22 protein-coding genes and 1 pseudogene are annotated in these 25,446 nt (G+C 64.5%); 16 read left to right on the top strand and 7 right to left on the bottom strand.

Annotation, left to right across the window (positions count from 1 at the left end; translation table 11 throughout):
* Positions 1 to 96: 96 nt before the first annotated feature.
* The 3 genes from AC3WJE_RS00005 to ykgO form a co-directional block, all read right to left on the bottom strand.
* A complete protein-coding gene (locus AC3WJE_RS00005) occupies positions 97 to 1,137 on the bottom strand; it encodes an agmatine deiminase family protein (RefSeq protein WP_493728722.1) in 1,041 nt (346 codons plus the stop codon).
* Positions 1,138 to 1,281: 144 nt separating this feature from the next.
* Entirely contained in the window at positions 1,282 to 1,605 is a 324-nt protein-coding gene (locus AC3WJE_RS00010) for a phosphodiesterase (protein WP_493728723.1), read from the bottom strand.
* Between the two features lie 241 nt (positions 1,606 to 1,846).
* Positions 1,847 to 1,972, bottom strand: coding sequence for a type B 50S ribosomal protein L36 (ykgO, locus tag AC3WJE_RS00015; protein ID WP_005913193.1), 126 nt, complete (start codon positions 1,970 to 1,972; stop codon positions 1,847 to 1,849).
* 174 nt (positions 1,973 to 2,146) lie between these two features.
* Between ykgO and cmk the strand changes: the two genes are divergently transcribed.
* The 14 genes from cmk (at position 2,147) to AC3WJE_RS00085 (ending at position 18,622) form a co-directional block, all read left to right on the top strand.
* Complete coding sequence (gene cmk, locus AC3WJE_RS00020; protein WP_493728724.1) at positions 2,147 to 2,821, top strand: (d)CMP kinase; 675 nt, start codon at positions 2,147 to 2,149, stop codon at positions 2,819 to 2,821.
* 205 nt (positions 2,822 to 3,026) lie between these two features.
* Positions 3,027 to 4,706 (top strand): 30S ribosomal protein S1, encoded by a 1,680-nt coding sequence (rpsA, locus tag AC3WJE_RS00025; protein ID WP_493728725.1) that lies wholly within the window; start codon positions 3,027 to 3,029, stop codon positions 4,704 to 4,706.
* A gap of 92 nt (positions 4,707 to 4,798) precedes the next feature.
* A complete protein-coding gene (locus AC3WJE_RS00030; RefSeq protein ID WP_493728726.1) occupies positions 4,799 to 5,110 on the top strand; it encodes an integration host factor subunit beta in 312 nt (103 codons plus the stop codon).
* 50 nt (positions 5,111 to 5,160) lie between these two features.
* On the top strand, positions 5,161 to 5,469 hold the full coding sequence (locus tag AC3WJE_RS00035; RefSeq protein ID WP_493728727.1) for a lipopolysaccharide assembly protein LapA domain-containing protein: 309 nt from the start codon (positions 5,161 to 5,163) through the stop codon (positions 5,467 to 5,469).
* Positions 5,470 to 5,475: 6 nt separating this feature from the next.
* Complete coding sequence (gene lapB / locus AC3WJE_RS00040) at positions 5,476 to 6,654, top strand: lipopolysaccharide assembly protein LapB (RefSeq protein ID WP_493728728.1); 1,179 nt, start codon at positions 5,476 to 5,478, stop codon at positions 6,652 to 6,654.
* Positions 6,655 to 6,813: 159 nt separating this feature from the next.
* Positions 6,814 to 7,638, top strand: coding sequence for an MraY family glycosyltransferase (locus AC3WJE_RS00045; RefSeq protein WP_493728729.1), 825 nt, complete (start codon positions 6,814 to 6,816; stop codon positions 7,636 to 7,638).
* 44 nt (positions 7,639 to 7,682) lie between these two features.
* Entirely contained in the window at positions 7,683 to 9,557 is a 1,875-nt protein-coding gene (locus AC3WJE_RS00050; protein ID WP_493728730.1) for a polysaccharide biosynthesis protein, read from the top strand.
* A complete protein-coding gene (galU, locus tag AC3WJE_RS00055; RefSeq protein ID WP_493728731.1) occupies positions 9,557 to 10,441 on the top strand; it encodes a UTP--glucose-1-phosphate uridylyltransferase GalU in 885 nt (294 codons plus the stop codon). Before AC3WJE_RS00050 ends, galU begins: the two co-directional genes overlap by 1 nt.
* A gap of 89 nt (positions 10,442 to 10,530) precedes the next feature.
* Positions 10,531 to 12,357, top strand: coding sequence for a monovalent cation:proton antiporter-2 (CPA2) family protein (locus tag AC3WJE_RS00060; protein WP_493728732.1), 1,827 nt, complete (start codon positions 10,531 to 10,533; stop codon positions 12,355 to 12,357).
* Positions 12,358 to 12,494: 137 nt separating this feature from the next.
* On the top strand, positions 12,495 to 13,379 hold the full coding sequence (gene folD, locus AC3WJE_RS00065) for a bifunctional methylenetetrahydrofolate dehydrogenase/methenyltetrahydrofolate cyclohydrolase FolD (protein ID WP_493728733.1): 885 nt from the start codon (positions 12,495 to 12,497) through the stop codon (positions 13,377 to 13,379).
* 119 nt (positions 13,380 to 13,498) lie between these two features.
* Complete coding sequence (guaB, locus tag AC3WJE_RS00070) at positions 13,499 to 14,956, top strand: IMP dehydrogenase (protein ID WP_493728734.1); 1,458 nt, start codon at positions 13,499 to 13,501, stop codon at positions 14,954 to 14,956.
* A gap of 96 nt (positions 14,957 to 15,052) precedes the next feature.
* Positions 15,053 to 16,621 carry a glutamine-hydrolyzing GMP synthase gene (guaA, locus tag AC3WJE_RS00075; protein WP_493728735.1) on the top strand — a complete coding sequence of 523 codons (1,569 nt, stop codon included), beginning with the start codon at positions 15,053 to 15,055 and terminating at the stop codon, positions 16,619 to 16,621.
* A 313-nt stretch (positions 16,622 to 16,934) separates the two neighbouring features.
* Entirely contained in the window at positions 16,935 to 17,057 is a 123-nt protein-coding gene (locus tag AC3WJE_RS00080; protein WP_493728736.1) for a hypothetical protein, read from the top strand.
* A 521-nt stretch (positions 17,058 to 17,578) separates the two neighbouring features.
* On the top strand, positions 17,579 to 18,622 hold the full coding sequence (locus AC3WJE_RS00085; protein ID WP_493728737.1) for a Kelch repeat-containing protein: 1,044 nt from the start codon (positions 17,579 to 17,581) through the stop codon (positions 18,620 to 18,622).
* Between the two features lie 25 nt (positions 18,623 to 18,647).
* On the opposite strand, the pseudogene AC3WJE_RS00090 reads toward AC3WJE_RS00085, so the two are convergent.
* From AC3WJE_RS00090 to AC3WJE_RS00100, 3 genes and pseudogenes are all read right to left on the bottom strand, one after another.
* Positions 18,648 to 19,835, bottom strand: a pseudogene (locus tag AC3WJE_RS00090) (MFS transporter).
* A 145-nt stretch (positions 19,836 to 19,980) separates the two neighbouring features.
* Positions 19,981 to 20,829 (bottom strand): SDR family NAD(P)-dependent oxidoreductase, encoded by an 849-nt coding sequence (locus tag AC3WJE_RS00095; RefSeq protein ID WP_493728738.1) that lies wholly within the window; start codon positions 20,827 to 20,829, stop codon positions 19,981 to 19,983.
* Between the two features lie 17 nt (positions 20,830 to 20,846).
* The gene (locus tag AC3WJE_RS00100) at positions 20,847 to 21,980 is read right to left on the bottom strand and encodes a metallophosphoesterase (RefSeq protein WP_493728739.1); all 1,134 of its coding nucleotides are present in this window, start codon (positions 21,978 to 21,980) and stop codon (positions 20,847 to 20,849) included.
* 117 nt (positions 21,981 to 22,097) lie between these two features.
* Here AC3WJE_RS00100 and AC3WJE_RS00105 point away from each other — a divergent pair, with 117 nt between their 5' ends.
* Positions 22,098 to 23,012, top strand: coding sequence for a LysR family transcriptional regulator (locus tag AC3WJE_RS00105; RefSeq protein ID WP_493728740.1), 915 nt, complete (start codon positions 22,098 to 22,100; stop codon positions 23,010 to 23,012).
* A gap of 677 nt (positions 23,013 to 23,689) precedes the next feature.
* Here the strand turns inward: AC3WJE_RS00105 and AC3WJE_RS00110 are convergent.
* The gene (locus AC3WJE_RS00110) at positions 23,690 to 24,301 is read right to left on the bottom strand and encodes a TetR/AcrR family transcriptional regulator (protein ID WP_493728741.1); all 612 of its coding nucleotides are present in this window, start codon (positions 24,299 to 24,301) and stop codon (positions 23,690 to 23,692) included.
* Positions 24,302 to 24,433: 132 nt separating this feature from the next.
* Here AC3WJE_RS00110 and AC3WJE_RS00115 point away from each other — a divergent pair, with 132 nt between their 5' ends.
* A complete protein-coding gene (locus AC3WJE_RS00115) occupies positions 24,434 to 25,354 on the top strand; it encodes an oxidoreductase (protein WP_493728742.1) in 921 nt (306 codons plus the stop codon).
* Positions 25,355 to 25,446 lie beyond the last annotated feature (92 nt).

Below are 25,446 nucleotides of genomic sequence, written 5' to 3' on the forward strand. Positions count from 1 at the left end.
CCCCCCCCCCCCCCCCCCCCCCCCCGCCCCCCCCCCCCCCCCCCCCCCCCCCCCCCCCCCCCCCCCCGCTCCTGCAGGTGAGCAGACAAGGACAGATCAAATCGTGATCAGCAGGCCCGCAGGCAACTGCATGGTGATGCAGTGCAGACTGCCGTTCTGCCAGATCAGCGAACGACACGGCACCTGCACGATCTCGCGATCCGGGAAGGCCTGCGCCAGCACCGCACGCGCGCCCTCGTCGGCCGGATCGCCGTAGGCCGGCATCAGCACCGCACCGTTGACGATCAGGAAGTTGGCGTACGAGGCCGCCAGACGACGGCCCTCGTCGACGATCGGCTGCGCCCACGGCAGCGGGAACAGGCGGTACGGCTTGCCGTCGGCGGTGCGCAACGCGGCCAGTTCCCCGCCCATCGCGGTCAGCTCGGCATGGTGCGAGTCGGAGGCGTCGTCGCAGGCCTGGTAGACGATGCTGTCGGGCGATGCGAAGCGGGCGAGGGTATCGACGTGCGCGTCGGTGTCGTCACCTTCGAGGTAGCCGTGGTCCAGCCACAGCACCCGGTCCTGCGCCAGCCAACTTGCCAGATCGGCGCTCAGCGACTCGCGCGAGCGCTGCGGGTGACGCTCGTGCAGGCATTGCCAGGTGGTCAGCAAGGTACCGGCACCATCAGTATCGATCGCGCCGCCTTCCAGCGCGAAGTCGATGCTTCGCACCTCGTATCCGGCGAAGACCTGTGCCGCATCGAGCACGCCGACCAACTGGTCGTCCAGGTTCGCCTCGAACTTGCCGCCCCAGCCGGTGAAGCGGAAATCCAGCAGGCGGAAGCCGCTGTCGGCACGCTTCAGCGTGATCGGGCCGGAGTCACGCAACCAGGTGTCGTTGTACGCAGCCGCGACGAACCGGACCCGCTCCATCTCCACCCGCGCCGAACGCAGCCGTGCCTCGGCATAGATCTGCAGGTCCTCGTCGGCCACGCAGATCAGCACCGGCTCGAAGCGGGTGATCGCCGCGACCAGCGCGACGTAGGTTTCCTCGACCTCGCCCAGTCGCTCGGCCCAGTCGGTATCGGCGTGCGGCCAGGCGATCAGGACGGCGGACTGGGCTTCCCACTCCGCAGGAAAACGAAAACTGTCAGTCATTGCAGCGTGATACTCGGATCGCGCCCGAACCAAAACCCGGGCTGTTCATTCAAATCCCCGCACATGGATGCGCGGGCTCCTGCGAGGGACTCGCATGTTCAAATCCCCGCACATGGATGTGCGGGCTCTTGCGAGGGACTCGCATTACAGCGTCTTGGGGCCGATCTCATCGGCACCGGCCTGGTTGGCGACTACATCAACCACACGCTGTTTCTCGAAATAGACGGTGAACGCGGGATACACCCAGCGGTTGATGGTCGGCCACTGCTGCTTCTGGCCGCCGCGTGGCTCAAGCTTCTGCGACGGCTCGCCGAAGCGCGACTGCACCTGGACCATGCTCTGGCCGCGCAGGGGCAGCACCTGCGCGGGCTTTTCCTTGACGCGGTCGATCAACAGCGTCTCAGCCCCCGCCGTTGAGGCGAAGGTGACGAGGGCCAGCAACGGTAGAACAAGAAAACGGCGGTTCATGATCATCTACTCCCCAGTGGATCAATCATTGAATCCCCGCACACGGAGGTGCGGGCATCTGCGAGGGATTCGCATCAGCGCGATTACAGCAAAAAACGGAGACAAAAAGCCGCCGTTGCGGCCCGATGAGGCTGGGCCGAAAGGGCGGCATGCCCATCCGGCAGGCAAACTGTGATCGGGAAAACGAAAAAACCGCCCAAGGGCGGTTCTTTCGGGTCTCGCTGTTTCGAGAGCCGCCGGCTTAGCGCTGGCGGGCCTTGAAGCGCGGGTTCGACTTGCAGATCACGAAAACCTTGCCGCGGCGGCGGACCACCTTGCAGTCGCGGTGACGGGTCTTCGCCGACTTCAGGGAGGACAGGACTTTCATGACACACCTCGGCGTATACGTGGATTCGGGAAGGGGATGCCGGCACTTCCACATGGCGCCGATCCCGCAGTAAGCCGGCTATTCTACTTTGCTTTCTCTTGGCTTTTCAAGTGATTGCGCCGATCGGCGAAGGGCGGCGCTTACAATGGCGACTTCACCCCTTCAGGAAGTCCCATGAACGCATCTGTTCCCGTGCTCACTATCGATGGCCCGTCAGGGGCCGGCAAGGGGACGGTCAGTCGCATTGTCGCAGCTCGGCTGGGCTGGCACTACCTGGATTCCGGGGCGCTCTACCGGGCGGTCGGGGTCGCGGCGAGCTGGGCCGATATCGATGTGTCCGACGCCGCGGCGCTGGTTCGCTGCACCTTCGACACCCATGTGGAGTTCATCGAGCGTGAGGATGGTGGCCTGCGGGTCGTGGTCAACGGGGTGGACGCCACCGACGAGCTGAGGCTGGAGACGACCGGGGCCCTGGCTTCGGCGATCGCGGCGATTCCTGAGGTCCGGGCGGCACTCAAGGAGCGCCAGCGCTCGTTCCGGCGCCTGCCGGGCCTGGTCGCCGACGGGCGTGACATGGGGACGGTGATCTTTCCGGATGCCGCCCACAAGGTGTTTCTGACCGCCAGTGCCGAGGAGCGTGCCGGCAGGCGACATAAGCAGTTGATGGAAAAGGGTGTTTCGGTTATATTTGACGACCTGCTGCGCGAGGTCATGGCTCGCGACGCCCGGGATGCCCAACGCGCGGTCGCGCCGTTGAGGCCGGCCGAAGACGCCGTTCTCATCGACACCACCGGCATGGACATCGAGGAAGTCGTCGGGCGCGTGGTTGGATTGCTGCCTGTTTCCTGAGGGTTGCGCCGTCTCATCGCATGGCAGGCAGGGTTTCGACCCTGTTGCAATGAATCGTTAGCAGTAAAGGCTCCGTCGCGCATGGTGTGCGGCGGTTTTTCCCAATTCACACACGGCCTGCGGTACGGGGTCGACTAACCAGGGCGGGCGGTTCGCGTTCAGAACGACTGAGCGATCGCCTGTGTGTTCAACCGAGTAATTTCAAATGACCGAATCTTTTGCCGAACTGTTCGAAGCCAGCCAAGCCAACCTGGCGAAGCTGAAGCCGGGCGCCATCGTCACCGGTGTTGTCGTGGAAGTCCGCGGCGATGTGGTGGTGATCAATGCGGGCCTGAAGTCCGAAGGCATCGTGCCGATCGAGCAGTTCCGTAACGACGCTGGCGAGATCGACGTCGCCGAAGGCGACCTGGTCAAGGTTGCCCTCGATTCCATCGAGAACGGCTTCGGCGAAACCGTGTTGTCGCGCGAGAAGGCCAAGCGCGCGATGGTGTGGGACGAGCTGGAAGAAGCGTTGGAGAAGAACGAGACCATCACCGGCCGCATCAGCGGCAAGGTCAAGGGTGGTTTCACCGTGGACATCAAGGATGTCCGCGCGTTCCTGCCTGGTTCGCTGGTGGATGTGCGCCCGGTGCGCGACCCGGCCTACCTGGAAGGCAAGGAGCTTGAGTTCAAGCTCATCAAGCTGGACCGCAAGCGCAACAACGTGGTCGTCTCCCGCCGTGCGGTGGTCGAGAGCGAGCATTCGGAAGAGCGCGAGCAGCTGCTGGACAAGTTGGTCGAGGGCGCGGTGCTGAAGGGCGTCGTCAAGAACCTGACCGACTACGGCGCGTTCGTGGACCTGGGTGGCATCGACGGCCTGCTGCACATCACCGACATGGCCTGGAAGCGCGTGCGCCATCCGTCCGAAGTCGTCAACGTCGGCGACGAGCTGGATGTCCGCGTGCTGAAGTTCGACCGCGAGCGCAACCGCGTTTCGCTGGGCCTGAAGCAGCTGGGCGAGGATCCGTGGGACAACATCTCGCGTCGTTACCCGGCCAACAGCCGCGTGTTCGGCAAGGTCTCCAACGTCACCGATTACGGCGCGTTCGTCGAGATCGAGCCGGGCGTCGAAGGTCTGGTGCACGTGTCCGAGATGGATTGGACCAACAAGAACGTCAACCCGTCCAAGGTCGTGCAGGTCGGTGACGAGGTTGAAGTCATGGTCCTGGACGTCGACGAGGAGCGTCGCCGCATCTCGCTGGGCATGAAGCAGGTCATGGCCAACCCGTGGGAAACCTTTGCTGCGACCCACAAGAAGAACGACCGCGTGTCGGGCCAGATCAAGTCGATCACCGACTTCGGCATCTTCATCGGCCTGGATGGCGGTATCGATGGCCTGGTGCACCTGTCGGACATCAGCTGGAACACCACCGGCGAAGACGTGGTCCGCAACTTCAAGAAGGGCGACACCCTGGACGCGGTCGTACTGGCCGTCGATCCGGAGCGCGAGCGCATCTCGCTGGGCGTCAAGCAGCTTGAGCAGGATCCGTTCGGCCAGTACATGGCGGCCAATCCGAAGGGCTCCAAGGTCGAAGGCGTGGTGAAGGAAGTCGACGCCAAGGGCGCCGTGATCGAGCTGGCCGACGGTATCGAAGGCTACGTCTCGGCTCGCGACATCGCCAACGAGCGCGTGGACGACGCCACCCAGCACCTGAAGGTCGGCGACAAGATCGAAGCCAAGTTCGTCGGCATGGATCGCAAGGGTCGTACCCTGCAGCTGTCGATCAAGGCCAAGGACGATGCCGAGATGCGTGAAGTGCTGGAGGAATACCAGTCCGCTTCGGGCGGCACCACCCAGCTGGGCGCGCTGCTGCGTGCACAGCTGAACGGTAACAAGTCCGAGTAAGCGCCGGCACGATTGTCATCGTGTCACTGGATCGGCCCGGGTAATCCCGGGCCGATTCCGGATGTGCCAAGTCAATATCGATTCTCTGCCCCATGACCAAGTCCGAACTGATCGAAATCCTGGCAAGACGCCAAGCGCATCTGAAGTCGGATGACGTCGATCTTGCGGTCAAGTCACTGCTGGAGATGATGGGGGAGTCGCTGGCCAGCGGGGATCGCATCGAGATCCGCGGGTTTGGCAGTTTCTCGCTGCACTATCGCCCGCCTCGGCTGGGTCGCAATCCCAAGACCGGCGAGTCGGTAGCGCTGCCGGGCAAGCATGTTCCTCACTTCAAGCCGGGCAAGGAGCTGCGCGAGCGCGTCAGCTCGGTGGTCCCGGTGGATGTGGCCGACTCCGGCGAATGAGGGAGCCTCGGCTCGGTTAAGCTAACTGCTCCCCGAAAGGAGTCGAGCCAATGAAGGCTTTTCGCTGGGTCCTGATGCTTGTGTTGTTGCTCGTCGCGCTGTTGGCGGGCCTGGTCATCGGCGCCGTCAACAATGGCGAAGTGATCATCGATCTTCTCGTCACCAGCTTTACGATGAAGTTGGGTTCGGTCATCGTCCTCACTTCCTTCGTAGGTCTGGTCGTGGGCGTACTGCTGACATTGGTAGGCGTGTGCCTGCCGCTCTATTCCAGGTTGCGTACGGCGAACAAGCAGCTCGCCAGCAAGGCCGTATCCGCTTCCTTGCAGTCCAACATTCCAAGCCCCAGCAACGGCATCTGACACGCTATGGATTTTCTGACCGAGTGGTTCTGGTTCTTCCTTTTTCTGCCCCTGGCTGCGTTGAGCGGTTGGGTGATCGGGCGCAGGGGAGGACAGCGGCATGGCGATACTCAGGTCAGCCGTCTTTCCAGTACTTATTTCCGCGGTCTGAACTACCTGCTCAACGAACAGCCGGACAAGGCGATCGAGCTGTTCCTGCATATCGCCGAGCTGGACAAGGAAACCTTTGAAACCCAGGTCGCGCTCGGCCATCTGTTCCGTCGCCGTGGCGAAGTCGACCGGGCGATCCGTCTGCATCAGGGGCTGGTGCAGCGCTCGGACCTGACCGACCAGCAGCGCGTCCAGGCATTGCTCGCGCTGGGCGAGGACTACATGAAATCCGGCCTGCTGGATCGCGCGGAGACGGTGTTCACCGAACTGGCGCAGATTGACCAGCGCGCGCCGCAGGCGCTCAAGCACCTGATCAGCATCTACCAGGCCGAACGCGACTGGGAAAAGGCGATCGACAACGCCACCCGTTACGAGCAGGTCACCGGCGAGCCGATGGGCAAGCTGATCTCCCAGTTCGAATGCGAGCTGGCCGACCGCTATCGTGGCGCGGGCAAGCCGGATCTGGCCCTGCAGGCGGTATCGCGTGCGTACCAGGCCGATGCTACCTCGGTGCGGGCAGGCATCCTCGAAGGGCGGATCGAGGCCGACATGGGGCGTGACGAGGCCGCCGTGCGTGCCTGGGAGCGCGCCGCGCGCCACGATCCGGAGTATCTGCCGGAGATCATTCCCAGTCTGCTCGCTGCCTATCGGCATGTGGGTGACATCGCCGGAGCGCGCAACTTCCTGTCGGAAATGACCGAGCACTATCGTGGAATCGCGCCGGTGCTGGCGCTGGCCCAGCTGATGGAGTCACAAGAAGGTCCCGGAAGCGCACGAACCTACCTGGGCGGGCAGCTGAAGGACCGGCCGTCGGTGCGTGGCGAGTCCGCGCTGATCGACCTGACCCTGGCTGCGGATGCCGATCCGACCGCAACCCTGCACGACCTCAAGCACATCACCGACCAGTTGCTGGTGCGCAACCCGAGCTATCGCTGCACGCGTTGTGGCTTCGGTGCCAGAACCCATCACTGGCAATGCCCGAGCTGCAAGGAGTGGGGCACGGTCAAGCCGCTGCTGAACTACGCGGTGGTGTAGGGCGTGTTGATGATGGGTTGGATCGGGTGGTTGGCGCTTCCTTTCCTTGGGGCGTTGGCCGGGACCTGGTTGCTTCGGCGGTACGCGCTTGCGAAAGGGTTGCTGGACCAGCCGGGGCAACGCCGAAGCCATACCGAGGTAACCCCGCGCGGTGGCGGTATGGCCATCGTGGTAGTCGTCTTGGTAGCCGCGGTGCTGGCGGCATGGTTTTTCCCTGCGTACCGGTTCCTGCTGCTTGGATTCTCTGCGGGCCTTGTCGTGGTCGCGGGCATCGGCTGGTGGGACGACCATCACCCTTTGTCCGCATCAGTCCGACTGGTGGTGCATGTGCTCGCCTCGGCCTGGCTGGGGTGGCTGATGTATCGCTCCGGTGCGGCGCCCCTTGAGGGGCTGTTCGCGGCAGCCTCCTGCGTGGTGCTGATCAACGTCTGGAATTTCATGGACGGGATCAACGGACTGGCCGCAACGCAGGCTTTGCTGGCCGCGATCGCCTTCGCGCTGGTGTTGCCGCCTCCTATTACTTGGATCGCCGTGGCACTGGTGGGCGCCTGCCTGGGGTTCTTGCCGTTCAACTTTCCCCGGGCCCGCATCTTCATGGGGGATGGCGGCAGCGGTTCGCTCGGGTACGTGTTGGCTGCGCTGATGGCATGCACGGTGCTGGAGAACAGCGCGGAATGGTGGTGGGCGTGGATACCGCTGACGGCCTTTCTTGTCGACGCGGGCTTCACGCTCGTTGCTCGCATGCTCGGCCGCCAGCGCTGGTGGGAACCCCATACCCAGCATGTCTACCAGGCACTGGCCCGCAGATTGCGGACGCACAGTTGGGTTACGTTAGGGTACGGCTGTTTCAGTGTGTGCGCGCTTGTCCTATTCTTGGCGCTTGGTGCAACGCAGCGTTCTTTCGTGTTACTGGCGACGGGTGCTTGGGTAGCCTTCGCCGTGACGATCTGGTTTTTTCTTCGTAAGGGATTACGTAGTCCTTGATGGAACGTTTGATGACGTCTTGGCGCGACAAATTCGCAAGTGTCATGCCGAAAGTGGCAGTGGTCGCCCATGATCTGCTGATGGTGTGGATCTGCTGGCAATTGCTGCATGCCGGCCGTTATTCGATGCTCCGGGAATCGCCCGGCCTGCCGCTGTGGGACTGGCGCGTGGCGGTGGTGCTGATCGCACAGGGACTGGTGTTCTGGCGGGTCGGTCTGTATCGCGGGCTATGGCGTTTCGCCAGCGTTCCCGACCTCTGGAACATCTTCAAGGCGAGTTTCCTCGGCTTGGTTGCGATCCTGGTCGCACTGTCCTTCGATCGCTTCAACGGCGTGCCGATGTCGGTACTGGTGGTCTATCCCATCGCGCTCTCTGCGCTGCTGGGAACGCCGCGCTTGTTGTACCGGGCATGGAAGGACTATCAGGTCACCCATTCGGTCGAGACGAGCCAACGCGTCCTGATCCTCGGTGCAGGACGTGCCGCCGAAGCGCTGGTACGTGATCTGCGTCGCACTGGCGCCTTCTTTCCGGTGGGTTATCTGGACGATGCCCCGCATCTGCGCGGCGCCAAGATCCAGGGCCTGACCGTGCTCGGCAATCTGGATCAGATCGGATCGATCGCAAAGGAGACGGCGGCCAAGCTGCTGGTGATTGCGATTCCATCCATGGATGCACCCGGCATGCAGCGCGTGGTCGGGCTGTGCGAAAGCACCGGGCTGCCCTTCAGGATGGTGCCGAAGCTGATCAACGTGCTGGAAGGCAGGTCGCTGCCCGGCGAGTTGCGCGAGGTCGCCATCGACGATCTGCTCAACCGCAAGCCGGTGACGCCGGACTGGAAGCTGATCCGCGCCTGGCTGACGGGCAAGACCGTCATGGTGACGGGGGCCGGTGGTTCGATCGGGTCCGAGGTGTGCCGGCAGTGTGCGCGCCATGGAGCGAGCCGGATCGTGCTGCTGGAGATGGACGAACTGGCGCTGCTGACGATCGACTCGGATCTGCGCCGGCTTTTCCCGGATGTCGAAGTGGTCAGGGTGCTCGGCGACTGTGGTGATCCCGCCGTGGTCCGTTACGCGCTGGGGCGCGCGAGCACCGACGCGGTATTCCATGCCGCCGCCTACAAGCAGGTGCCGTTGCTCGAGGAGCAACTGCGCGAGGCGGTGCGTAACAACGTGCTCGCCACCGAGAATGTTGCACGTGCCTGCTATCAGGCCGGAATCGAGACGTTCGTCTTCATTTCCACCGACAAGGCGGTGGAGCCGGTCAATGTGCTCGGGGCGACCAAGCGCTACGCGGAAATGGTCTGCCAGAGCCTGGATGCACGCGATGCCGCCACGCGCTTCGTCACGGTGCGGTTTGGCAACGTACTGGATTCGGCCGGCAGCGTCGTGCCGCTGTTCCGCGAGCAGATCCGTCGAGGTGGGCCGGTCACGGTCACGCATCCGGATGTGACGCGCTACTTCATGACGATTCCAGAGGCGTGCCAGCTCATCGTCCAGGCGGCGGCATCGGCCTCGCATGGTGCGATCTACACGCTCGACATGGGCGAACCGGTGCCGATCCGGTTGCTGGCCGAGCAGATGATCCGGCTTACCGGCAAGCAGCCGGGCAAGGACATCGCGATCGTGTATACGGGGCTGCGGCCAGGGGAAAAGCTGCACGAGACATTGTTCTATGCCGACGAGAACTATCGGCCGACTGCACATCCGAAGATCCTCGAAGCGGATGTGCGGGCGTTCCCGCAGGAGCAGGTGCTTCAGCAAGTGTCCAGACTGCGTGACGCCGTCGATCGTTATGATACGGCGGCCATGGAGGCGGTCCTGGGCGGTTTGATGCCCGCTTTCTCCTCTGCCCGCCACGAGAGTGACAGGCGCTCCGATACGGTTGTTCCCTTCCCCGCACGAGAGGTCAGAAGAATTTGATGAGCAAGCGTATTCGTAAGGCGGTTTTTCCCGTGGCGGGGCTTGGCACCCGGTTCCTGCCGGCAACCAAGACCGTTCCCAAGGAGATGCTGCCGATCATCGACAAGCCTCTGATCCAGTACGCCGTGGACGAGGCGATCCAGGCCGGTTGCGACACGCTGGTGTTCGTGACCAACCGCTACAAGCATTCGGTTGCCGACTATTTCGACAAGGCCTACGAGCTGGAGCAGAAGCTCGAGCGTGCCGGCAAGCATGAGCAGTTGGAACTGGTCAGGCACGTACTGCCGGAAGGTGTCCGTGCGATCTTCGTGACCCAGGCCGAGGCGCTCGGGTTGGGGCACGCGGTGTTGTGTGCGAAGCCGGTGATCGGCGACGAGCCCTTCGCTGTGTTGCTGCCGGATGACCTGATCTGGAACCGCGGCGACGGTGCGCTGAAGCAGATGGCCGACGCCGCGGAGGCAACCGGCGCAAGCATGATTTCCGTCCAGGATGTGCCGCACGACAAGACCGCCAGCTATGGCATCGTCGCGACCGAGGCCTTCGATGGACGCCAGGGCCGCATCACGGCGATCGTCGAGAAGCCCAAGCCCGAGGTTGCGCCGAGCAATCTGGCCGTGGTCGGTCGTTACGTGCTGAGCCCGAAGATCTTCGAGTTGCTGGAGCAGACTGCGCCTGGTGCGGGCGGCGAGATCCAGCTGACCGATGCGATTGCCGCGCTGCTGAAGCTGGAGTCGGTCAACGCCTATCGTTTCGAAGGTACGCGCTTCGACTGCGGTACCCACCTGGGACTGATCGAAGCGACCATCCAGTACGCGCTGGAGCACGAGAAACTGAGTGCGGCGGCGCAGGACTTGATGCGCAAGGCCTTGGCCGAACTCGGCTGATTGCCGATCAAGCGGGTGAAGGCATGTCGAAGGCGGACTCCGGTCCGCCTTCGGCGTTTTCGGGAGGACGGACCCGCTAGAATCCGTCCATGACGACTCCCGCGGAAACCAGCAACCTCACCAGTGTCGTGGCCCTGCTTGGCGCGGCGGTGGTGGCCATCCCGCTGTTCCGTCGGCTGGGATTGGGCTCGGTGCTGGGTTATCTCGCTGCCGGTCTGGCGATCGGGCCGTTCGGACTTGGCTGGTTCCAGGATCCGCAGTCGATCCTGCATGTGGCCGAGCTTGGCGTGGTGATGTTCCTGTTCGTGATCGGGCTGGAGATGCGGCCATCGCATCTGTGGAGCCTGCGCGGCGAGATCTTCGGTCTGGGCACCCTGCAGATCGCGACCTGTGGCGCAGTGCTGACCGGGATCGCGATGCTGCTGGGTTTCGATCTGCCGGTCGCGTTCATTGCGGCGTTCGGCTTTGTGCTGACCTCGACTGCGGTGGTCATGCAATTGCTGTCCGAGCGTGGCGATGTCGCGCTGCCGTCCGGACAGAAGATCGTCTCGATCCTGCTGTTCGAGGATCTGCTGATCGTGCCGCTGCTGGCGGTGGTGGCGGTGATGGCGCCGATGGAGGGTGTGGCGGCCGAGTCGCATCGCTGGCGTTCGATCCTGATCGGTGCGGGCTGCATCGCCGGATTGATCGCCGCCGGACGTTGGTTGCTGAATCCGCTGTTCCGGCTGCTGGCGCAGGCGCAGGCGCGCGAGGTGATGACCGCCGCCGCATTGCTGGTGGTGCTGGGTGCGGCGCTGGTGATGCAGTTGGGTGGGTTGTCGATGGCGATGGGCGCCTTCCTCGCCGGCGTGCTGCTGTCCGAATCGACGTTCCGCCACCAGATCGAGGCCGACATCGAGCCGTTCCGCGGCATCCTGCTGGGCCTGTTCTTCCTGGGCGTCGGCATGACGCTGGACCTGTCGGTCGTCGCTGGCGACTGGCTGCGGATCCTGCTCGGCGTGCTGGCACTGATGGTTGGCAAGGCGGTCTGCATCTATGTGATCGCGCGCCTCACTGGCAGTGACCGCCGCGAGGCGCTGGATCGCGGCGTGCTGATGGCGCAGGGTGGCGAATTCGCATTCGTGTTGTTCTCGGCCGCCGCCGCCGCGAGCGTCATCGACGCGCACATAGGTGCGAGCCTCACCGCGATCGTAGTGCTTTCGATGGCGTTGACGCCGTTGTTCGTGCTGCTGCTGGGCCGCTTGACGCCCGAGCTTGAACCTTCGATGGAAGGCATAGAGCGGGTCGAGGGGCAGCGTGGTCGGGTGTTGATCATCGGCTTCGGGCGCTTCGGCCAGGTCGCCAGCCAGTCGCTGTTGGCACGCAATGTCGACGTCACCATCATCGACACCGATATCGAGATGATCCGCAGCGCCGCCGAATTCGGTTTCAAGATCTACTACGGCGACGGCGCGCGGCTGGACGTGCTGCATGCCTCTGGTGCCGCCACGGCGCAGGCGATCGCGATCTGCATCGATCGCCGCGAGGTGACCGATCGCATCGTCGAACTGGTCAGGCACGAGTTCCCGCAGGCGCGACTGCTGGTGCGTTCTTACGATCGTGAACATTCCCTGCGCCTGATTCATGCCGGGGTCGATTACCAGATTCGCGAGACGTTCGAATCGGCGGTCGAGTTTGGCCAGGCGGCGCTGATGGAGCTGGGTGTGGACGAGGACGAGGCTGCCAACATCGCGCGCGAAATCCGCAAGCGCGATGCCGAGCGTTTCGAGCTGGAAATGGCCGGCGGTGGATTGAAGGCCGGCGCATCGATGCTCTACGGCAACCAGCCGGGACCGAAGCCCACGCCGTTCACCACGCCCAAGCGGGAAGGCCGGACCCTCAATCCCGATGCGCTGGCCTCGCGGGACGACGAATAGCGGGACGACCGCATCCCTGCGGTTCTTCAGTATCCGTGGGTCCTTCGGTGCAGTAGTGCGGGGTTTTCATGCTTGCGGTGGTGTCGGCCATGGCGGAATCGGGGAGAATAGGCAGCCCGTTTCCTGGCCGCCGCCCGATGACCGCCGACGTATCCGCCGCTTCGTCTTCTGCCCGCATCCTCGATGGACGCCGTATCGCCGAGGAACTGCTCGACGAGTTGAAGGTGCGCGTGGACGCGCGGGTCGCGGCAGGCAAGGCGCGGCCGGGACTGGCAGTGGTGCTGGTCGGCGGTGATCCGGCTTCGTCGGTGTACGTGCGCAACAAGCGCCGTGCGGCCGAGAAGGTCGGCATCGAGGCGTTTGACTATGACCTGCCGGAGGGCACCAGTGAATCCGAGCTGGCAGCGCTGATCGACCGGCTGAACGCCGATCCCAAGATCCACGGCATCCTGATCCAGCTGCCGCTGCCGGGCATTCCCGATGCCAACCGGCTGATCCAGCGCATCGATCCGCGCAAGGACGTGGATGGTTTCCATCCGCAGAACGTCGGCCATCTGGCGCTGCGCGAGTTCGGCCTGCGCCCGTGCACGCCGCGCGGCATCGTGACCTTGCTCAGCCATACCGACCAGCCGGTGCGTGGTCGCAACGCCACCATCGTCGGCGTCAGCAACCATGTCGGCCGGCCGATGGGGCTGGAGCTGTTGATTGCCGGCTGCACGGTGACCAGCTGCCACAAATTCACACCGCCGCAGGTACTGGAAGCGAACGTGCGCAATGCCGACATTCTGGTGGTGGCGGTAGGCCGGCCGGGGTTGGTCCCCGGCGAGTGGGTCAAGCCGGGCGCGGTGGTGATCGATGTGGGCATCAACCGCCTGGAGGATGGTCGGCTGGTCGGCGACGTTGGTTTCGAGGCAGCGGCGGCGCGCGCGAGCTGGATCACGCCGGTGCCGGGCGGGGTAGGGCCGATGACGGTCGCCACGTTGATGCAGAACACGATCGAAGCAGCGGAGGCCGCTGGCTGAACAGCAGGCGCGTGGCGGCGGCGTAACGCTGCATTGCACCTGCGACCGATTGTCCCGGTGTCGTCGCGGCGCGTTTCAGGGTAAAATGTCGCGCTTCCCCAAAACTCCCGGGACCGCCGATGCTGCGCATCCAGGCTGAAGCTCTCACGTACGACGACGTTTCGCTCGTCCCCGCCCACTCGACCGTCCTGCCCAAGGACGTCAGCCTGGAAACACGGCTGACGCGCGATCTCCGGCTCAAGCTGCCGATCGTCTCCGCGGCGATGGATACGGTGACCGAAGCCCGCCTCGCGATCGCGATGGCGCAGCTGGGCGGGATCGGCATCATCCACAAGAACCTGACCGTCGAGCAGCAGGCGGCGGAAGTGGCCACGGTCAAGAAGTACGAGTCGGGCGTGATCCGCGACCCGATCACCGTGAACCCGGAAACCTCGATCCGAGACGTGCTGGCGCTGACCCGCGCCCGCAACATCTCCGGCGTGCCGGTGGTCGATGGCGGCCAGTTGGTCGGCATCGTGACCCATCGCGACATGCGCTTCGAGACCGAGCTGGATGATCCGGTCCGCCACATTATGACCAAGAAGGATCGCCTGATCACGGTCAAGGAAGGCGCCGAAGCGAACGAAGTGCTGCAACTGCTGCACAGGAACCGCATCGAGAAGGTGCTGGTGGTCAATGATGCGTTCGAGCTGCGCGGGTTGATCACGGTCAAGGACATCCAGAAGAAGTCCGACTACCCGAATGCCGCCAAGGATCTCGCGACCCGCCTGCTGGTCGGTGCCGCGGTCGGCGTGGGTGGCGATACCGAGCGACGCGTCGAAGCGCTGGCTGCGGCCGGTGTGGACGTGGTGATCGTGGATACCGCGCACGGTCACTCGCAGGGCGTGATCGAGCGCGTGGCCTGGGTCAAGAAGAACTTCCCGCAGTTGCAGGTGATCGGCGGCAACATCGTCACCGGCGACGCCGCGCTGGCGCTGATGGACGCTGGTGCCGACGCGGTCAAGGTCGGCGTGGGCCCGGGTTCGATCTGCACCACGCGCGTGGTCGCGGGCGTGGGCGTGCCGCAGATCACCGCGGTCGACATGGTCGCCGAGGCGCTGCAGGACCGCATCCCGCTGATCGCCGACGGTGGCATCCGCTACTCGGGCGACATCGGCAAGGCGCTGGTCGCGGGTGCTTCCACGGTGATGATCGGCGGCCTGTTCGCCGGCACCGAGGAAGCCCCGGGTGAAGTCGAACTGTTCCAGGGCCGCAGCTACAAGAGCTACCGCGGCATGGGCTCGCTGGCGGCGATGGAGAAGGGCTCCAAGGACCGTTATTTCCAGGATGCCTCCGACGCCGACAAGCTGGTGCCGGAAGGCATCGAGGGACGCGTGCCGTACCGCGGCTCGGTCGGCGGCATCGTCCACCAGCTCGTGGGTGGCCTGCGCGCGACGATGGGTTACGTCGGTTGCGCGACCATCGAAGACATGCGCCAGAAGCCGAAGTTCGTGAAGATCACCGGCGCCGGCCAGCGCGAGAGCCACGTCCACGACGTGCAGATCACCAAGGAACCGCCGAATTACCGGATGGGCTGAGGCCCGTCCGGGAATGGGGAGTCGGGAATCGGGAATCGATGAACCCCCAGTACTGATGCTTTATCCATTCCCGTTTCCCCATTCTCGATTCCCGGCTTGATGACCAGCATCCACAACGACAAGATCCTCATCCTCGATTTCGGCGCGCAGTACACGCAGCTGATCGCGCGCCGCATCCGCGAGATCGGCGTGTATTGCGAAATCTGGGCCTGGGACCACGATCCGGCCGAGATCGAGAAGTTCGGGGCCAAGGGCATCATCCTGTCCGGTGGTCCGGAATCGACCACGCTGCCGGGCGCACCGGCGGCGCCGCAGGAAGTGTTCGACAGTGGGCTGCCGATCTTCGGCATCTGCTACGGCATGCAGACCCTGGCCGCGCAGTTGGGTGGTGCGACCGAGGCGGCGGACCAGCGTGAGTTCGGTCATGCCGAGGTCAATGTCGTCGCTGCCGATGCGCTGTTCAAGGGCTTGAGCGACCACGGCGGCGCGCCGCGTCTGAACGTGTGGATGAGCCATGGCGATCACGTCTCCAAGGCGCCGCCGGGCTTCACCATCACGGCGACTACCGACCGCATCCCGGTTGCGGCGATGTCCAACGAGGACAAGCGCTGGTACGGCGTGCAGTTCCACCCGGAAGTCACCCACACCCTGCAGGGCCAGGCGCTGCTGCGCCGTTTCGTGGTCGACGTCTGCGGCTGCCAGACCTTGTGGACGGCCGCCAACATCATCGAGGACCAGATCGCACGCGTGCGCGAGCAGGTCGGTGGCGACGAGGTGATCCTCGGCTTGTCCGGCGGTGTCGATTCCTCGGTGGTGGCCGCGCTGCTGCACAAGGCGATCGGCGACAAGCTGACCTGCGTGTTCGTCGACACCGGCCTGCTGCGTTGGCAGGAGGGCGACCAGGTGATGGCGATGTTCGCCGAGCACATGGGCGTGAAGGTGGTTCGGGTCAACGCGGCCGACCGCTACTTCAAGGCGCTGGAAGGCGTGGCCGACCCGGAAGCCAAGCGCAAGATCATCGGCAATCTGTTCGTCGATATCTTCGACGAGGAATCCAACAAGCTCAGCAATGCCAAGTGGCTGGCGCAGGGCACGATCTACCCGGACGTGATTGAGTCGGCCGGCAGCAAGACCGGCAAGGCGCACGTCATCAAGAGCCACCACAACGTCGGTGGCCTGCCCGAGCACATGAAGCTGGGTCTGGTCGAGCCGCTGCGCGAGTTGTTCAAGGACGAAGTGCGCCGCCTCGGCGTCGAACTCGGCCTGCCGCGCACGATGGTCTACCGCCACCCGTTCCCGGGCCCGGGCCTGGGCGTGCGGATCCTCGGCGAAGTGAAGCCCGAGTACGCCGAGCTGCTGGCCAAGGCCGACGCGATCTTCATCGACGAACTGCGCAAGGCTGATCTGTACGACAAGACCAGCCAGGCATTCGCGGTGTTCCTGCCAGTCAAGTCGGTTGGCGTGGTCGGTGACGCACGTGCCTACGAGTGGGTCATCGCGCTGCGTGCGGTCGAGACGATCGACTTCATGACCGCGCATTGGGCACACCTGCCGTACGACTTCCTCGGCACCGTGTCCAACCGGATCATCAACGAACTGCGCGGCGTCTCGCGTGTGGTCTACGACATCAGCGGCAAGCCGCCTGCGACGATCGAGTGGGAGTGAAAAGACGTCCTTCGGGGACTATCGCCAGCTATCGAAAAACTGTCGTAACGTGTTGATTTAAAATAAAATACGTCGCGACAACTATCGGTGACTATCGCCGGCCAGCGAAACAGGTTGGCGGTAAAAGTGGCGGTAAGAACCGGAGGTAAGAACCGGAGGCCGGATTAAGACCCTCCCGTTTACTATCCGGACCAAATCGGTCTTTGACGGTAAAAATCCTCCCGATACGCTGTGTTTATGTGGCTTTTCGGGCATCAGCAGGTCTCCAGGCCCCTGACGGTAAAAGCCGTCAAGAACTGGAGGAAAAACCTCGATGCTCACCGACGCAGCACTGCGCAATCTGGCTTTGGCTCGTGAAAAGCTGCTCGATGCCAAGCGTGTCGTCGCCCAGGGCAAGTCTCCGGCGCACGAAAAGCAGCGCGAGAAGCGCCGCTGACCGCCGCCAAGAACTTTGGCGACATGATCGCCCGATGGCTTGCTGACGCCAAATGGACGCGTGTAGATCAGTTCTTCTAGTTCTTGTTGGAAACGACGGAACAACAAGGTCTGTACGGTTGGCACCGTGGCTCTTCTCGCGATGGCCCTGCTCATGTTGAGCATGAGGCAGGAGAGGAGTGAGTGGACCATCGCGGCGGACAGCGCGTCGAGCTCGGGGTGATCGAGTTCCCGACGAAGCATCGTGGTCACTGCAGTTCACATGGTGAGTTCCTCGGCCTCCAGTTCGAAGCGAGTAGGCCGGTCACCCAGGTGAAGCAGCGTCATCATGGGCGAATGGAACATCGCTGCACCCGGCTGGACCACGGCTGGGTCGATGAGTAGTAGATAGGCCTGGGTTTCTTCTTGTAGTCGCCATTGCCGGCTGATGCGTGTGCTGCATGAGGCATGGCGATCGCGTTGATCGACGCTGGGCCCTGTGTCATACCTGACACTTCGAGTTCGATGACACGGAGGAATCGTATGAAGCATGTTTGCGGATTCGCATTGTGGATGGCCGCCGCGCTGGCACCGGCGGCGCTTGCCAGTCCGGTCGTGACCGGGGCATCCACGCTTGAGGCGGACGCGCCCACGCGTGCCGCCTGGTCCATGGCCCCGCGCGCTTCCGGCCAACCCATGGCGCGTCATGAGAGCGCGGCAGCTGTGGTGGATGGCAAGTTGTTCCTGATCGGCGGTCGTGGCCAGCGGCCGCTGGACATCTTCGACATCGCCAGCGGCGAATGGCGCCAGGGTGCGGCGGCGCCGATGGAAATCCACCATACGCAGGCGGCGGTGCTGGATGGCCGCATTTACGTGATCGGCGCGCTTACCGGGCCGTGGCCACAGGAAGACGTGGTGCCGCGCGTGCTGATCTACGACCCGGCCAGCGACCGTTGGAGTGAGGGCCCCGCGTTGCCGCCGGACAGGCGCCGGGGCGGCGGCGGGCTGGTCGTGCACGACGGGGTGTTCTATCTGGCGGGCGGCAACCGGCTGGGCCATCGCGCCGGGTTCGTGCCGTGGCTGGATGCGTTCGATCCGCAAACCGGCACGTGGACGCCGCTGCCGGATGCGCCGCGCGCGCGTGACCACTTCCACGCCGCTGTGCTGGACGGAAAGATCTACGCGGTCGGCGGGCGCCTGAGCGGGCACGAGGACGGTGGGCTGTTCGGTCTGCATCTGGACCCTATGGATATCTACGATGTTGCCAAGCAGCGCTGGACGACGGCCGAGCAGTCGATCCCAACGCCGCGCTCCGGCGTCTCTGTGGTCGTGCTCGACGGCCGCATCGTAGTGCTGGGCGGCGAAAGCGGCCGGCAGGAGGCCGCGCATGCCGAGGTCGAAGCCTACGACCCGCGCGACCGATCGTGGACGAGCCTGCCGGCGATGCCGGTTGGGCGTCATGGCATGCAGGCGGTGGTGGTCAACGACACGATCCACGTCGTCGCCGGCAGCGGTAACCGGGGCGGTGGGCCGGAGTTGGACGACCATTGGATGCTGGCAACGCCAGCGCGGCCGAACGAGGGCTGAGTGCGCGGGCGGTGGTGAAGCACGGTCACGTCTCAATGCGTGGCCGTGGGCGCTGATCGGCGTAGCGGGTACGTTGTTTCGTGGTCGGAATGATCGCCAGTGCCATCAAGACCAGTCCCCCCAGCGCCAGCAGGCCGCCGACCCAGCCGGTCGAAGCCCAGCCGAGGCCATGGGCGATCGCCAGTCCGCCCAGCGTGGCGCCCAGTGCATTGGCCAGGTTGAATGCGCTGTGATTGAGCGCCGCAGCCAGTGTCTGGGCGTTGCCCGCGATGTGCATCAAGCGGCTTTGCAGGGCGGGCACCAGGGCAAATCCATTGCCGATCAGGAAGAGCGTCAGCACGGCCCCGACGGGGGAGTCCGCGGTGATGGAGAACAGGGCCAGGAACACCACGTTCCATAGCAGCATGGCGAAGATGGCCGGGACCAGCGCGCGATCGGCCAGCCAGCCCCCCACGACGTTGCCGACGACCATGCCAAGGCCCCAGGTCACCAGGGCCATCGGTACGCTCTCCAGGCGCAGCCCGGAGACCTCGGTGAGCGTAGGCGTGATGTAACTGTAGACGGCGAACATGCCGCCGAAGCCGATGGAGGCGATCCCCAGCGTCAGTCACACCTGCGGCGATCTCAGGCCTGCCAGTTCGGTGCGGGCGCTGGCACCCGCGACCGGGGCGACATTGGGCACGAACCACGCGATCAGGACGGCGGTTGCAGCTCCTCCCAGAGCGACCGCGGCGAAGGCGACGCGCCATCCCATCGCCTGGCCCAACCAGGTGGCGATGGGAACGCCCACCACGTTTGCCGCGGCCAGCCCCAGCATCACATGGCCAATGGCTTGCGCGCGGCGGCGGGCGGGAACCATGACGGCTGCTATGAGTGCGGCCACACCATAGTAGGCACCGTGCGGCAGCCCGGCCACGACGCGGGCTAGCAACAGACTGGGGTTGTTCCAGGCCAGGGCGCTGGCGGCATAGCCGAGGATGACCAAGGCCATCAGCGCCAACAGCAATGCCTTGCGCGACCAACGCACGCCCAACGCAGCGATGAGCGGAGCACCGATGACCACCCCCAGCGCGTAGGCGCTGATGTAGCCGCCGGCGACGGGGATGGACACGCCGGTGCTCGCCGCCATTCCAGGCAACAAGCTCATCGAAGCGAACTCGCCGGTGCCGATGAACAGGCCCCCCAGGGCGAGCGTCAGGATGGCGACGAACACGCCATGCGGAGCCGACACGACCTGCTCGGTGGCCTCCGTGGGCGGGGAAGGAAAAGAACCTGATATGGGGATCTGTTTGCTGTTCGTGCCGCTGGCTGTGGATTGCGGACGCGTGGCTGTCGCATTCCGGCTCACGGTGGATGTCTCACACGCCGCGCACGAACGCTGCGAACTTGTCGCGCCAGTCCGGGTGCCAGCGCGACAGCGCCGGGCGGTTGTGGATCAGGTCGTCCATCGCCCACTGCATGCGGCGTTGGTCCACCTCGCGGCTGACCTCGTTGTCCTGGCAGAAGATGTAGAACGCGTCCGCATTCATGCCTTCGATCAGACGCTCGGCCACCTGTGCCGCACTCCACGGTGCGTGCGGCTTGGGCGAATCGTGTTGAGTATCGGGGAAGTTCATCGGCGTGAAGGTGTAGCCGGGGATCAGCAGATGGGCGCTGACGTGCGCTTGCGCCCGCTCGCGCAGTTCGTGGGCCAACTGCTCGGTCAGCACCCTTATGGCTGCTTTCGATACCGAATAGGCGGCGTTGCCCGGCGGCGTGGTGATGCCTTCCTTGGAACCGAGATTGACGATCGCGCTGGCCGAAGACTGCGCGAGCAGCGTCGGCACGAAGCGCTGCTGCAGCGCCAGCACGGCCCAGAAGTTGATCTCCATGAGCTGGCGCCACTGCGAGGGCCGCTCCCATGGCCCGCTGCGTTCGATGACGGCTGCGTTGTTGACCAGCAGGCTGACCTCGCCCAGCGCCAGCGCGGCCTGGTGCGCGGCTTCGATGGTGGTCGTGGTCGTGACATCGCCGGCGATGTCGTGCAGTGCGAGTTGCGGGAACGCCGCTTCCAGTCGCGCCACGGATTGGGCGAGCGCGTGGGCGTCGCGGTCGAGCAGCACCAGCTTCATGCCTTCGCTGGCCAGACGATGGGCGATGGCATGGCCGATGCCAGCGGCGGCGCCGGTGATGACGGCCACGCCATTCTTGCGCAGGGCGGGGTGCATGCGGAGGTCTCCGTGGATCAGGGGGAAGCGGGTTTCAGCACGAACTCGGTGATCTCGGCCGGCACACCGAGCCGGATCGGAAAGCCGTTCCACAGCCCGCTGCCGTTGCTGACGTACACCTGCATGCCGCCCACGCGGTACAGGCCGGAGACGAAGCCGTCGTTGTACGGATACACCACCAGCCGGTCGAATCCACGCACCATGCCGCCGTGGGTGTGCCCGGCCAGTTGCAGGTCCACGCCGGCTTCGGCATGCACGGTGGTGTCGATGGGGCGGTGGGTCAGCAGGATCGTGGGGCGCTGGCGGGGCACGCCAGCGAGCGCGTGCTGCAGGTCCGGGCCTTGCAGGCCGTGCGAGCGTGCAGCGGGATCGGCCAGGCCGGCGACGACCAGCTCACCACCCTGCGTGTCGATGCGCACGTGCTGGTTGACCAGCACCCGGATACCGAGCCGTTCGAACACGGTCTGCCACGCCGGGGCGTCGAAGTAGTACTCATGGTTACCCAGCGCGGCGATCACACCGTGGCGGGCATGCAGGCCGGCAAGTGGCTGCACGTCGTCGTGCCGCGCCTGCGGCGTGCCGTCGATGAGGTCGCCGGTGATGACGATGAGGCCTGGTTTCAACGCATTGGTGCGCGCCACCACCTGCTCGACCCATGGCGCCTCGAACAGGCGACTGATGTGCAGGTCGGAAAGCTGCACTACCCGCAAGCCGTCGAGCGAGGGGGGCAGTCCGTGCAACGTCAGCTCGACCCGGCGCACCTCCGGCACCTGGATCGCTTGGTGCACGCCGATCGCCGCCAGCAGCAGTGCCGCTGCGCCGACCACATAGCGGGCGCGCGTTCGCAGGCGCGGCGCAAGCGCGTGCCCGCGCCGGGCGATCCAGGCCACCGCCAGCAGCACGTCGAGCAGCAGCACCAGCAACACCAGCAGCACGAACGTGCAGAACAGCCAGCCGCACAGGATCACCAGCGCACGCGGCATCTCCGGCGAGAACATGGTGCCGAACACCCATTGCTGGATCAGGTGGTACTTGGAGGCCAGCAACAGCATGCCGGCCAGTAGCACGCGCCAGACCACGGGCCACGGCAGCGGGACGACGAAACGCCAGACCACGTACGCAAAGAACAGCAGCAGGTAGAGATGGAACACAGCGCCAGGATTTCCCGTCGATTGTTGAGTAGTTGTAATAATACGTGGCGATCAATGCTGAATCATTGAGGCATATCGCATGGTTCTTGTAATTGGATTCAACCATTCGGAGCCGTCATGCCCGTGCGTCCCACCGCCAAACTGTCCCGCGCCGACCTGGCCGACCTGAACGCCTTCGTGGTGGTGCATCGCCTGTGCAGCTTCACCCAGGCCGCGGTGGAACTGGGCATCACCACCTCGGCGCTGAGCCATGCCATCCGCAACCTGGAGGCGCGGCTGGGCGTGCGCCTGCTCAATCGGACCAGCCGCACCGTGTCGCCGACAGAGGCGGGCGCCAACCTTGCCAAACGCCTGGAAGTGGGCTTTCTGGAAATCGGCGGTGCGCTGGCCGAAGTGAACCGGCATCGCGACCGGCCCGTGGGCCGGCTGCGCCTGAACGTGCTGCAGGACGGCGCACGCCTGCTGCTGGCCAAACACCTACCCAGGTTCCTGCAGAACTACCCCGAGGTCGCCGTCGAAGTCGCGGTGAACGACCGCATGGTCGACATCGTGCAGGAAGGGTTCGATGCCGGCATCCGCTTTGGCGGAACCGTGCCGGAGGACTTCGTCTCTGTACGGATCGGCCCGCCGCTGAAGTGGGTGGCCGTCGCTTCGCCGCGCTACCTGCACCGCAGCGCGCCGCTCAACGTTCCCGAAGACCTGAAAGCGCACGACTGCATCCAGATCCGCACCGGGCAAGGGACCATCTACCCCTGGGAATTCGAGAAGGACGGCCGGCGCAAAGTCATCGAAGTGCCCGGCCAGTTGTGCGTGAACGAGACCACCTTCGGTGTGGAAATCGCCACGGCTGGCGCGGGCATCACCTATTGCCTGGAAGAGCGCGTGCGCGAACCGCTCAAGCGTGGCGAACTACAGGTGGTGCTGCCGGACTGGGCGCCCATGGAAGCCGCCTTCCACCTCTACTACCCCGGTCACCGGCAGACGCCGCCAGGTTTGCGCGAGTTGATCGAGGTGTTGCGGGAGCAAGGGTAAGAGCCGCTCTGTGACCATTGGCTGCGACGGTCCATCTCCTGTTCGATCGTGGACCACAGGCTGTCACGGGCATCGCGACGGCGGTCGGTCAGTCCCGTCCATTCGTCATCAAGGCAGTCAAGCAACTCAAGGCACTCGGTTCGGCGGATACGCGATCTGACCCCAAGGACGGACGATGAACGATCGTGAGGCTGACCGCCAAGGGAAAGGCACAGGCTCAGCGATTGCTGGACGTCCGGCCTACCGTCGACTGATGCGCGAGGCCGATGCAGGCGTACTCGATTCGCTCTGACGCATCGAAGGGGCGTTAAGCAATGAGAACTTTTCGGCGCGTCTTGCCAAAGAACGTTCAGGCGACTCGTCCGAGTGATCATCAGAGAAGAGTGCGCGGACGCTGAACTTCGAAAATCATGGGCGGCCAGAGAGACATATGGCCGAGTTGAGGTTGTCCCGATGAGCGGCGGCAAGGACGACGATGAGACTCCCTGCCGGTTCAGTTCGCATCACAGCTTCGCTGGTAAGGACAAAGCCTTTGTACCGCACATCCTGGAATTCGTTGAGCAATAGCACCCATCGGGGCGTTGCCCGTTAGCGTGAAGCACTTGGTCCCTAAAACGGGTTCGAGTGGCACTGGCTTGAATGAGCGATCAGCCTCGCCAGCCAAACTTTCCCCGAAGCTATTGCCTCTTCGCCGCCGTCTTGGTCAGGCCCGCCATCAGCACATCCAGGAGCCGCTTGGCACTGGCGCCCCAATCAGTTTCCGAGCCGAAGCTGGCGATACCGGTAATGGCGCATAGCAGGTCCAGGGCCGTCACTTCTGGAGTGATCTCTCCCGCTTTGATTGCGGTATCCAGCAGGCCTTCCAGCGCGGTCACCAGCGCTTCGCCGGACAGCGCGCAGTAATCCTCGCCGCCGTCGTTGGACATGCAGGCAAGCACGCCGGCCATGATCTGCTTGTTTTCCAGCGAGTGGATGAAAAGCAGCAGCCATTCGCGCACGGCCTCGGCGGGCGCGTGGCGCCGGCCCAGTGCCACGGCGGCGGCCGTCAGCAGCTCGCCCTGTTCGCGGTAGATCTCGTCGATCAACACCTCGCGCGTGGGGAAGTGCCGGTACAGGGTGCCAATGCCCAGGCCCGCTGTACGCGCGATCTCTTCCAGGCTGGCGGATGTGCCCCGTTCGGCGAATGCCACCCGGGCGACTTCCAGCAGGCGTTGCCGATTACGCTCGCCGTCCGCGCGGGGCTTACGTTTTGTGGGGTTTTCAGACACGCGAATTCGATCCTGTTGCATGCGGAGGGTTCCTCCGTTTATTATTCGGAGGGTGCCTCATGTTAAATCCTGCCGCCAGGTCGGGCAATGTGCCTGGCCGGCGGGGAAGGGGCAGGCCAACCCATCCGCTCTTGCCACCGAAAGGAACCCCTCATGTCCAAATCCAAGGGCTTTACCGAAGCCGATGTGCCGGACCAATCCGGCAAATGTTTCATCGTCACCGGTGCCAATACCGGCATTGGTTTTGAAATCGCGCGAGTGCTGGCGCAACGCGGCGCGCGCGTGCTGCTGGCCTGCCGTGACGAGGCCAAGGCCGAGGAGGCGATGACGCGGATCAGGCAGGTCGCGCCGCGTGCTGACCTGGCCTTCCTGCCGATCGACTTCGCCGACCTGGACAGCATCAAAGCCGCGGCCGAACGTGTGGCCGGTGAGCCGCGCCTGGATGCGCTCATCAACAACGCTGGTGTGATGACACCGCCGCTGATGCATACCAAGCAGGGCTTCGAATTGCAGTTTGGCGTCAACCACCTGGGCTGCTTCGCGCTGACGGCTTTGCTGCTGCCCACGTTGAGCGCGACGCCGGGCGCGCGTGTCGTCACCACTTCCAGCATCGCGCACAACAACGCGCGGATCGATTGGGACGACCTCAACGCCGACAAAAGCTACAACCGGATGCAACGCTACGCCGCCAGCAAGTTGGCCAACGCGCTGTTTTTCTTCGAACTGGACAGGCGCCTGCGCGCCGCCGGCTCGCAGGTGACTGCATTGGGCTGCCATCCGGGCATGGCTTCGACCAATCTGGGGCGCTACATGGGGGTTTTGCAGGTACTCAACCCGATCGTCAGCGTCCTGCTCAACAGCGCTGACAAGGGCGCATGGCCCGCGCTGCAAGCCGCAACCGGCGTGGTGGAACCCGGTGCTTACTATGGCCCGATCGGGTTCCGTGGGGTGAGGGGCGTTTCCGGAAAAGCATCCCGATCCAACGATGCGCAAGACCCGGCGCTGGCGCAGCGGTTGTGGGAGCAGTCGGTGCTGATGACGGGGATCGATCCGGGCCTGCCGGCGGTGAGCTGATCGAGTGGGATTCTGTCTGGTGCCGTGGCGTCCAGTGATCGAGCAGTGATTGGGGCAGCAGTTTGCCGCGACGGTGCGCGGCGGCGGAGTGT

The sequence above is a fragment of the Pseudomonas sp. GW821-FHT07E12 genome (assembly GCF_058986605.1).

Excerpts from the sequence above, each read along its gene's own strand:
- AC3WJE_RS00010 (WP_493728723.1), bottom strand. The coding sequence starts at position 1,605 with ATGAACCGCCGTTTTCTTGTTCTACCGTTGCTGGCCCTCGTCACCTTC.
- AC3WJE_RS00095 (WP_493728738.1), bottom strand. The coding sequence starts at position 20,829 with ATGCACCCCGCCCTGCGCAAGAATGGCGTGGCCGTCATCACCGGCGCC.
- guaB (WP_493728734.1), top strand. The coding sequence starts at position 13,499 with ATGCTGCGCATCCAGGCTGAAGCTCTCACGTACGACGACGTTTCGCTC.
- rpsA (WP_493728725.1), top strand. The coding sequence starts at position 3,027 with ATGACCGAATCTTTTGCCGAACTGTTCGAAGCCAGCCAAGCCAACCTG.
- AC3WJE_RS00085 (WP_493728737.1), top strand. The coding sequence starts at position 17,579 with ATGAAGCATGTTTGCGGATTCGCATTGTGGATGGCCGCCGCGCTGGCA.
- AC3WJE_RS00030 (WP_493728726.1), top strand. The coding sequence starts at position 4,799 with ATGACCAAGTCCGAACTGATCGAAATCCTGGCAAGACGCCAAGCGCAT.
- AC3WJE_RS00115 (WP_493728742.1), top strand. The coding sequence starts at position 24,434 with ATGTCCAAATCCAAGGGCTTTACCGAAGCCGATGTGCCGGACCAATCC.
- AC3WJE_RS00105 (WP_493728740.1), top strand. The coding sequence starts at position 22,098 with ATGCCCGTGCGTCCCACCGCCAAACTGTCCCGCGCCGACCTGGCCGAC.
- AC3WJE_RS00035 (WP_493728727.1), top strand. The coding sequence starts at position 5,161 with ATGAAGGCTTTTCGCTGGGTCCTGATGCTTGTGTTGTTGCTCGTCGCG.
- AC3WJE_RS00050 (WP_493728730.1), top strand. The coding sequence starts at position 7,683 with ATGCCGAAAGTGGCAGTGGTCGCCCATGATCTGCTGATGGTGTGGATC.
- AC3WJE_RS00060 (WP_493728732.1), top strand. The coding sequence starts at position 10,531 with ATGACGACTCCCGCGGAAACCAGCAACCTCACCAGTGTCGTGGCCCTG.
- galU (WP_493728731.1), top strand. The coding sequence starts at position 9,557 with ATGAGCAAGCGTATTCGTAAGGCGGTTTTTCCCGTGGCGGGGCTTGGC.
- cmk (WP_493728724.1), top strand. The coding sequence starts at position 2,147 with ATGAACGCATCTGTTCCCGTGCTCACTATCGATGGCCCGTCAGGGGCC.
- AC3WJE_RS00045 (WP_493728729.1), top strand. The coding sequence starts at position 6,814 with ATGGCCATCGTGGTAGTCGTCTTGGTAGCCGCGGTGCTGGCGGCATGG.
- folD (WP_493728733.1), top strand. The coding sequence starts at position 12,495 with ATGACCGCCGACGTATCCGCCGCTTCGTCTTCTGCCCGCATCCTCGAT.
- ykgO (WP_005913193.1), bottom strand. The coding sequence starts at position 1,972 with ATGAAAGTCCTGTCCTCCCTGAAGTCGGCGAAGACCCGTCACCGCGAC.
- AC3WJE_RS00005 (WP_493728722.1), bottom strand. The coding sequence starts at position 1,137 with ATGACTGACAGTTTTCGTTTTCCTGCGGAGTGGGAAGCCCAGTCCGCC.
- AC3WJE_RS00080 (WP_493728736.1), top strand. The coding sequence starts at position 16,935 with ATGCTCACCGACGCAGCACTGCGCAATCTGGCTTTGGCTCGTGAAAAG.
- AC3WJE_RS00110 (WP_493728741.1), bottom strand. The coding sequence starts at position 24,301 with ATGCAACAGGATCGAATTCGCGTGTCTGAAAACCCCACAAAACGTAAG.
- lapB (WP_493728728.1), top strand. The coding sequence starts at position 5,476 with ATGGATTTTCTGACCGAGTGGTTCTGGTTCTTCCTTTTTCTGCCCCTG.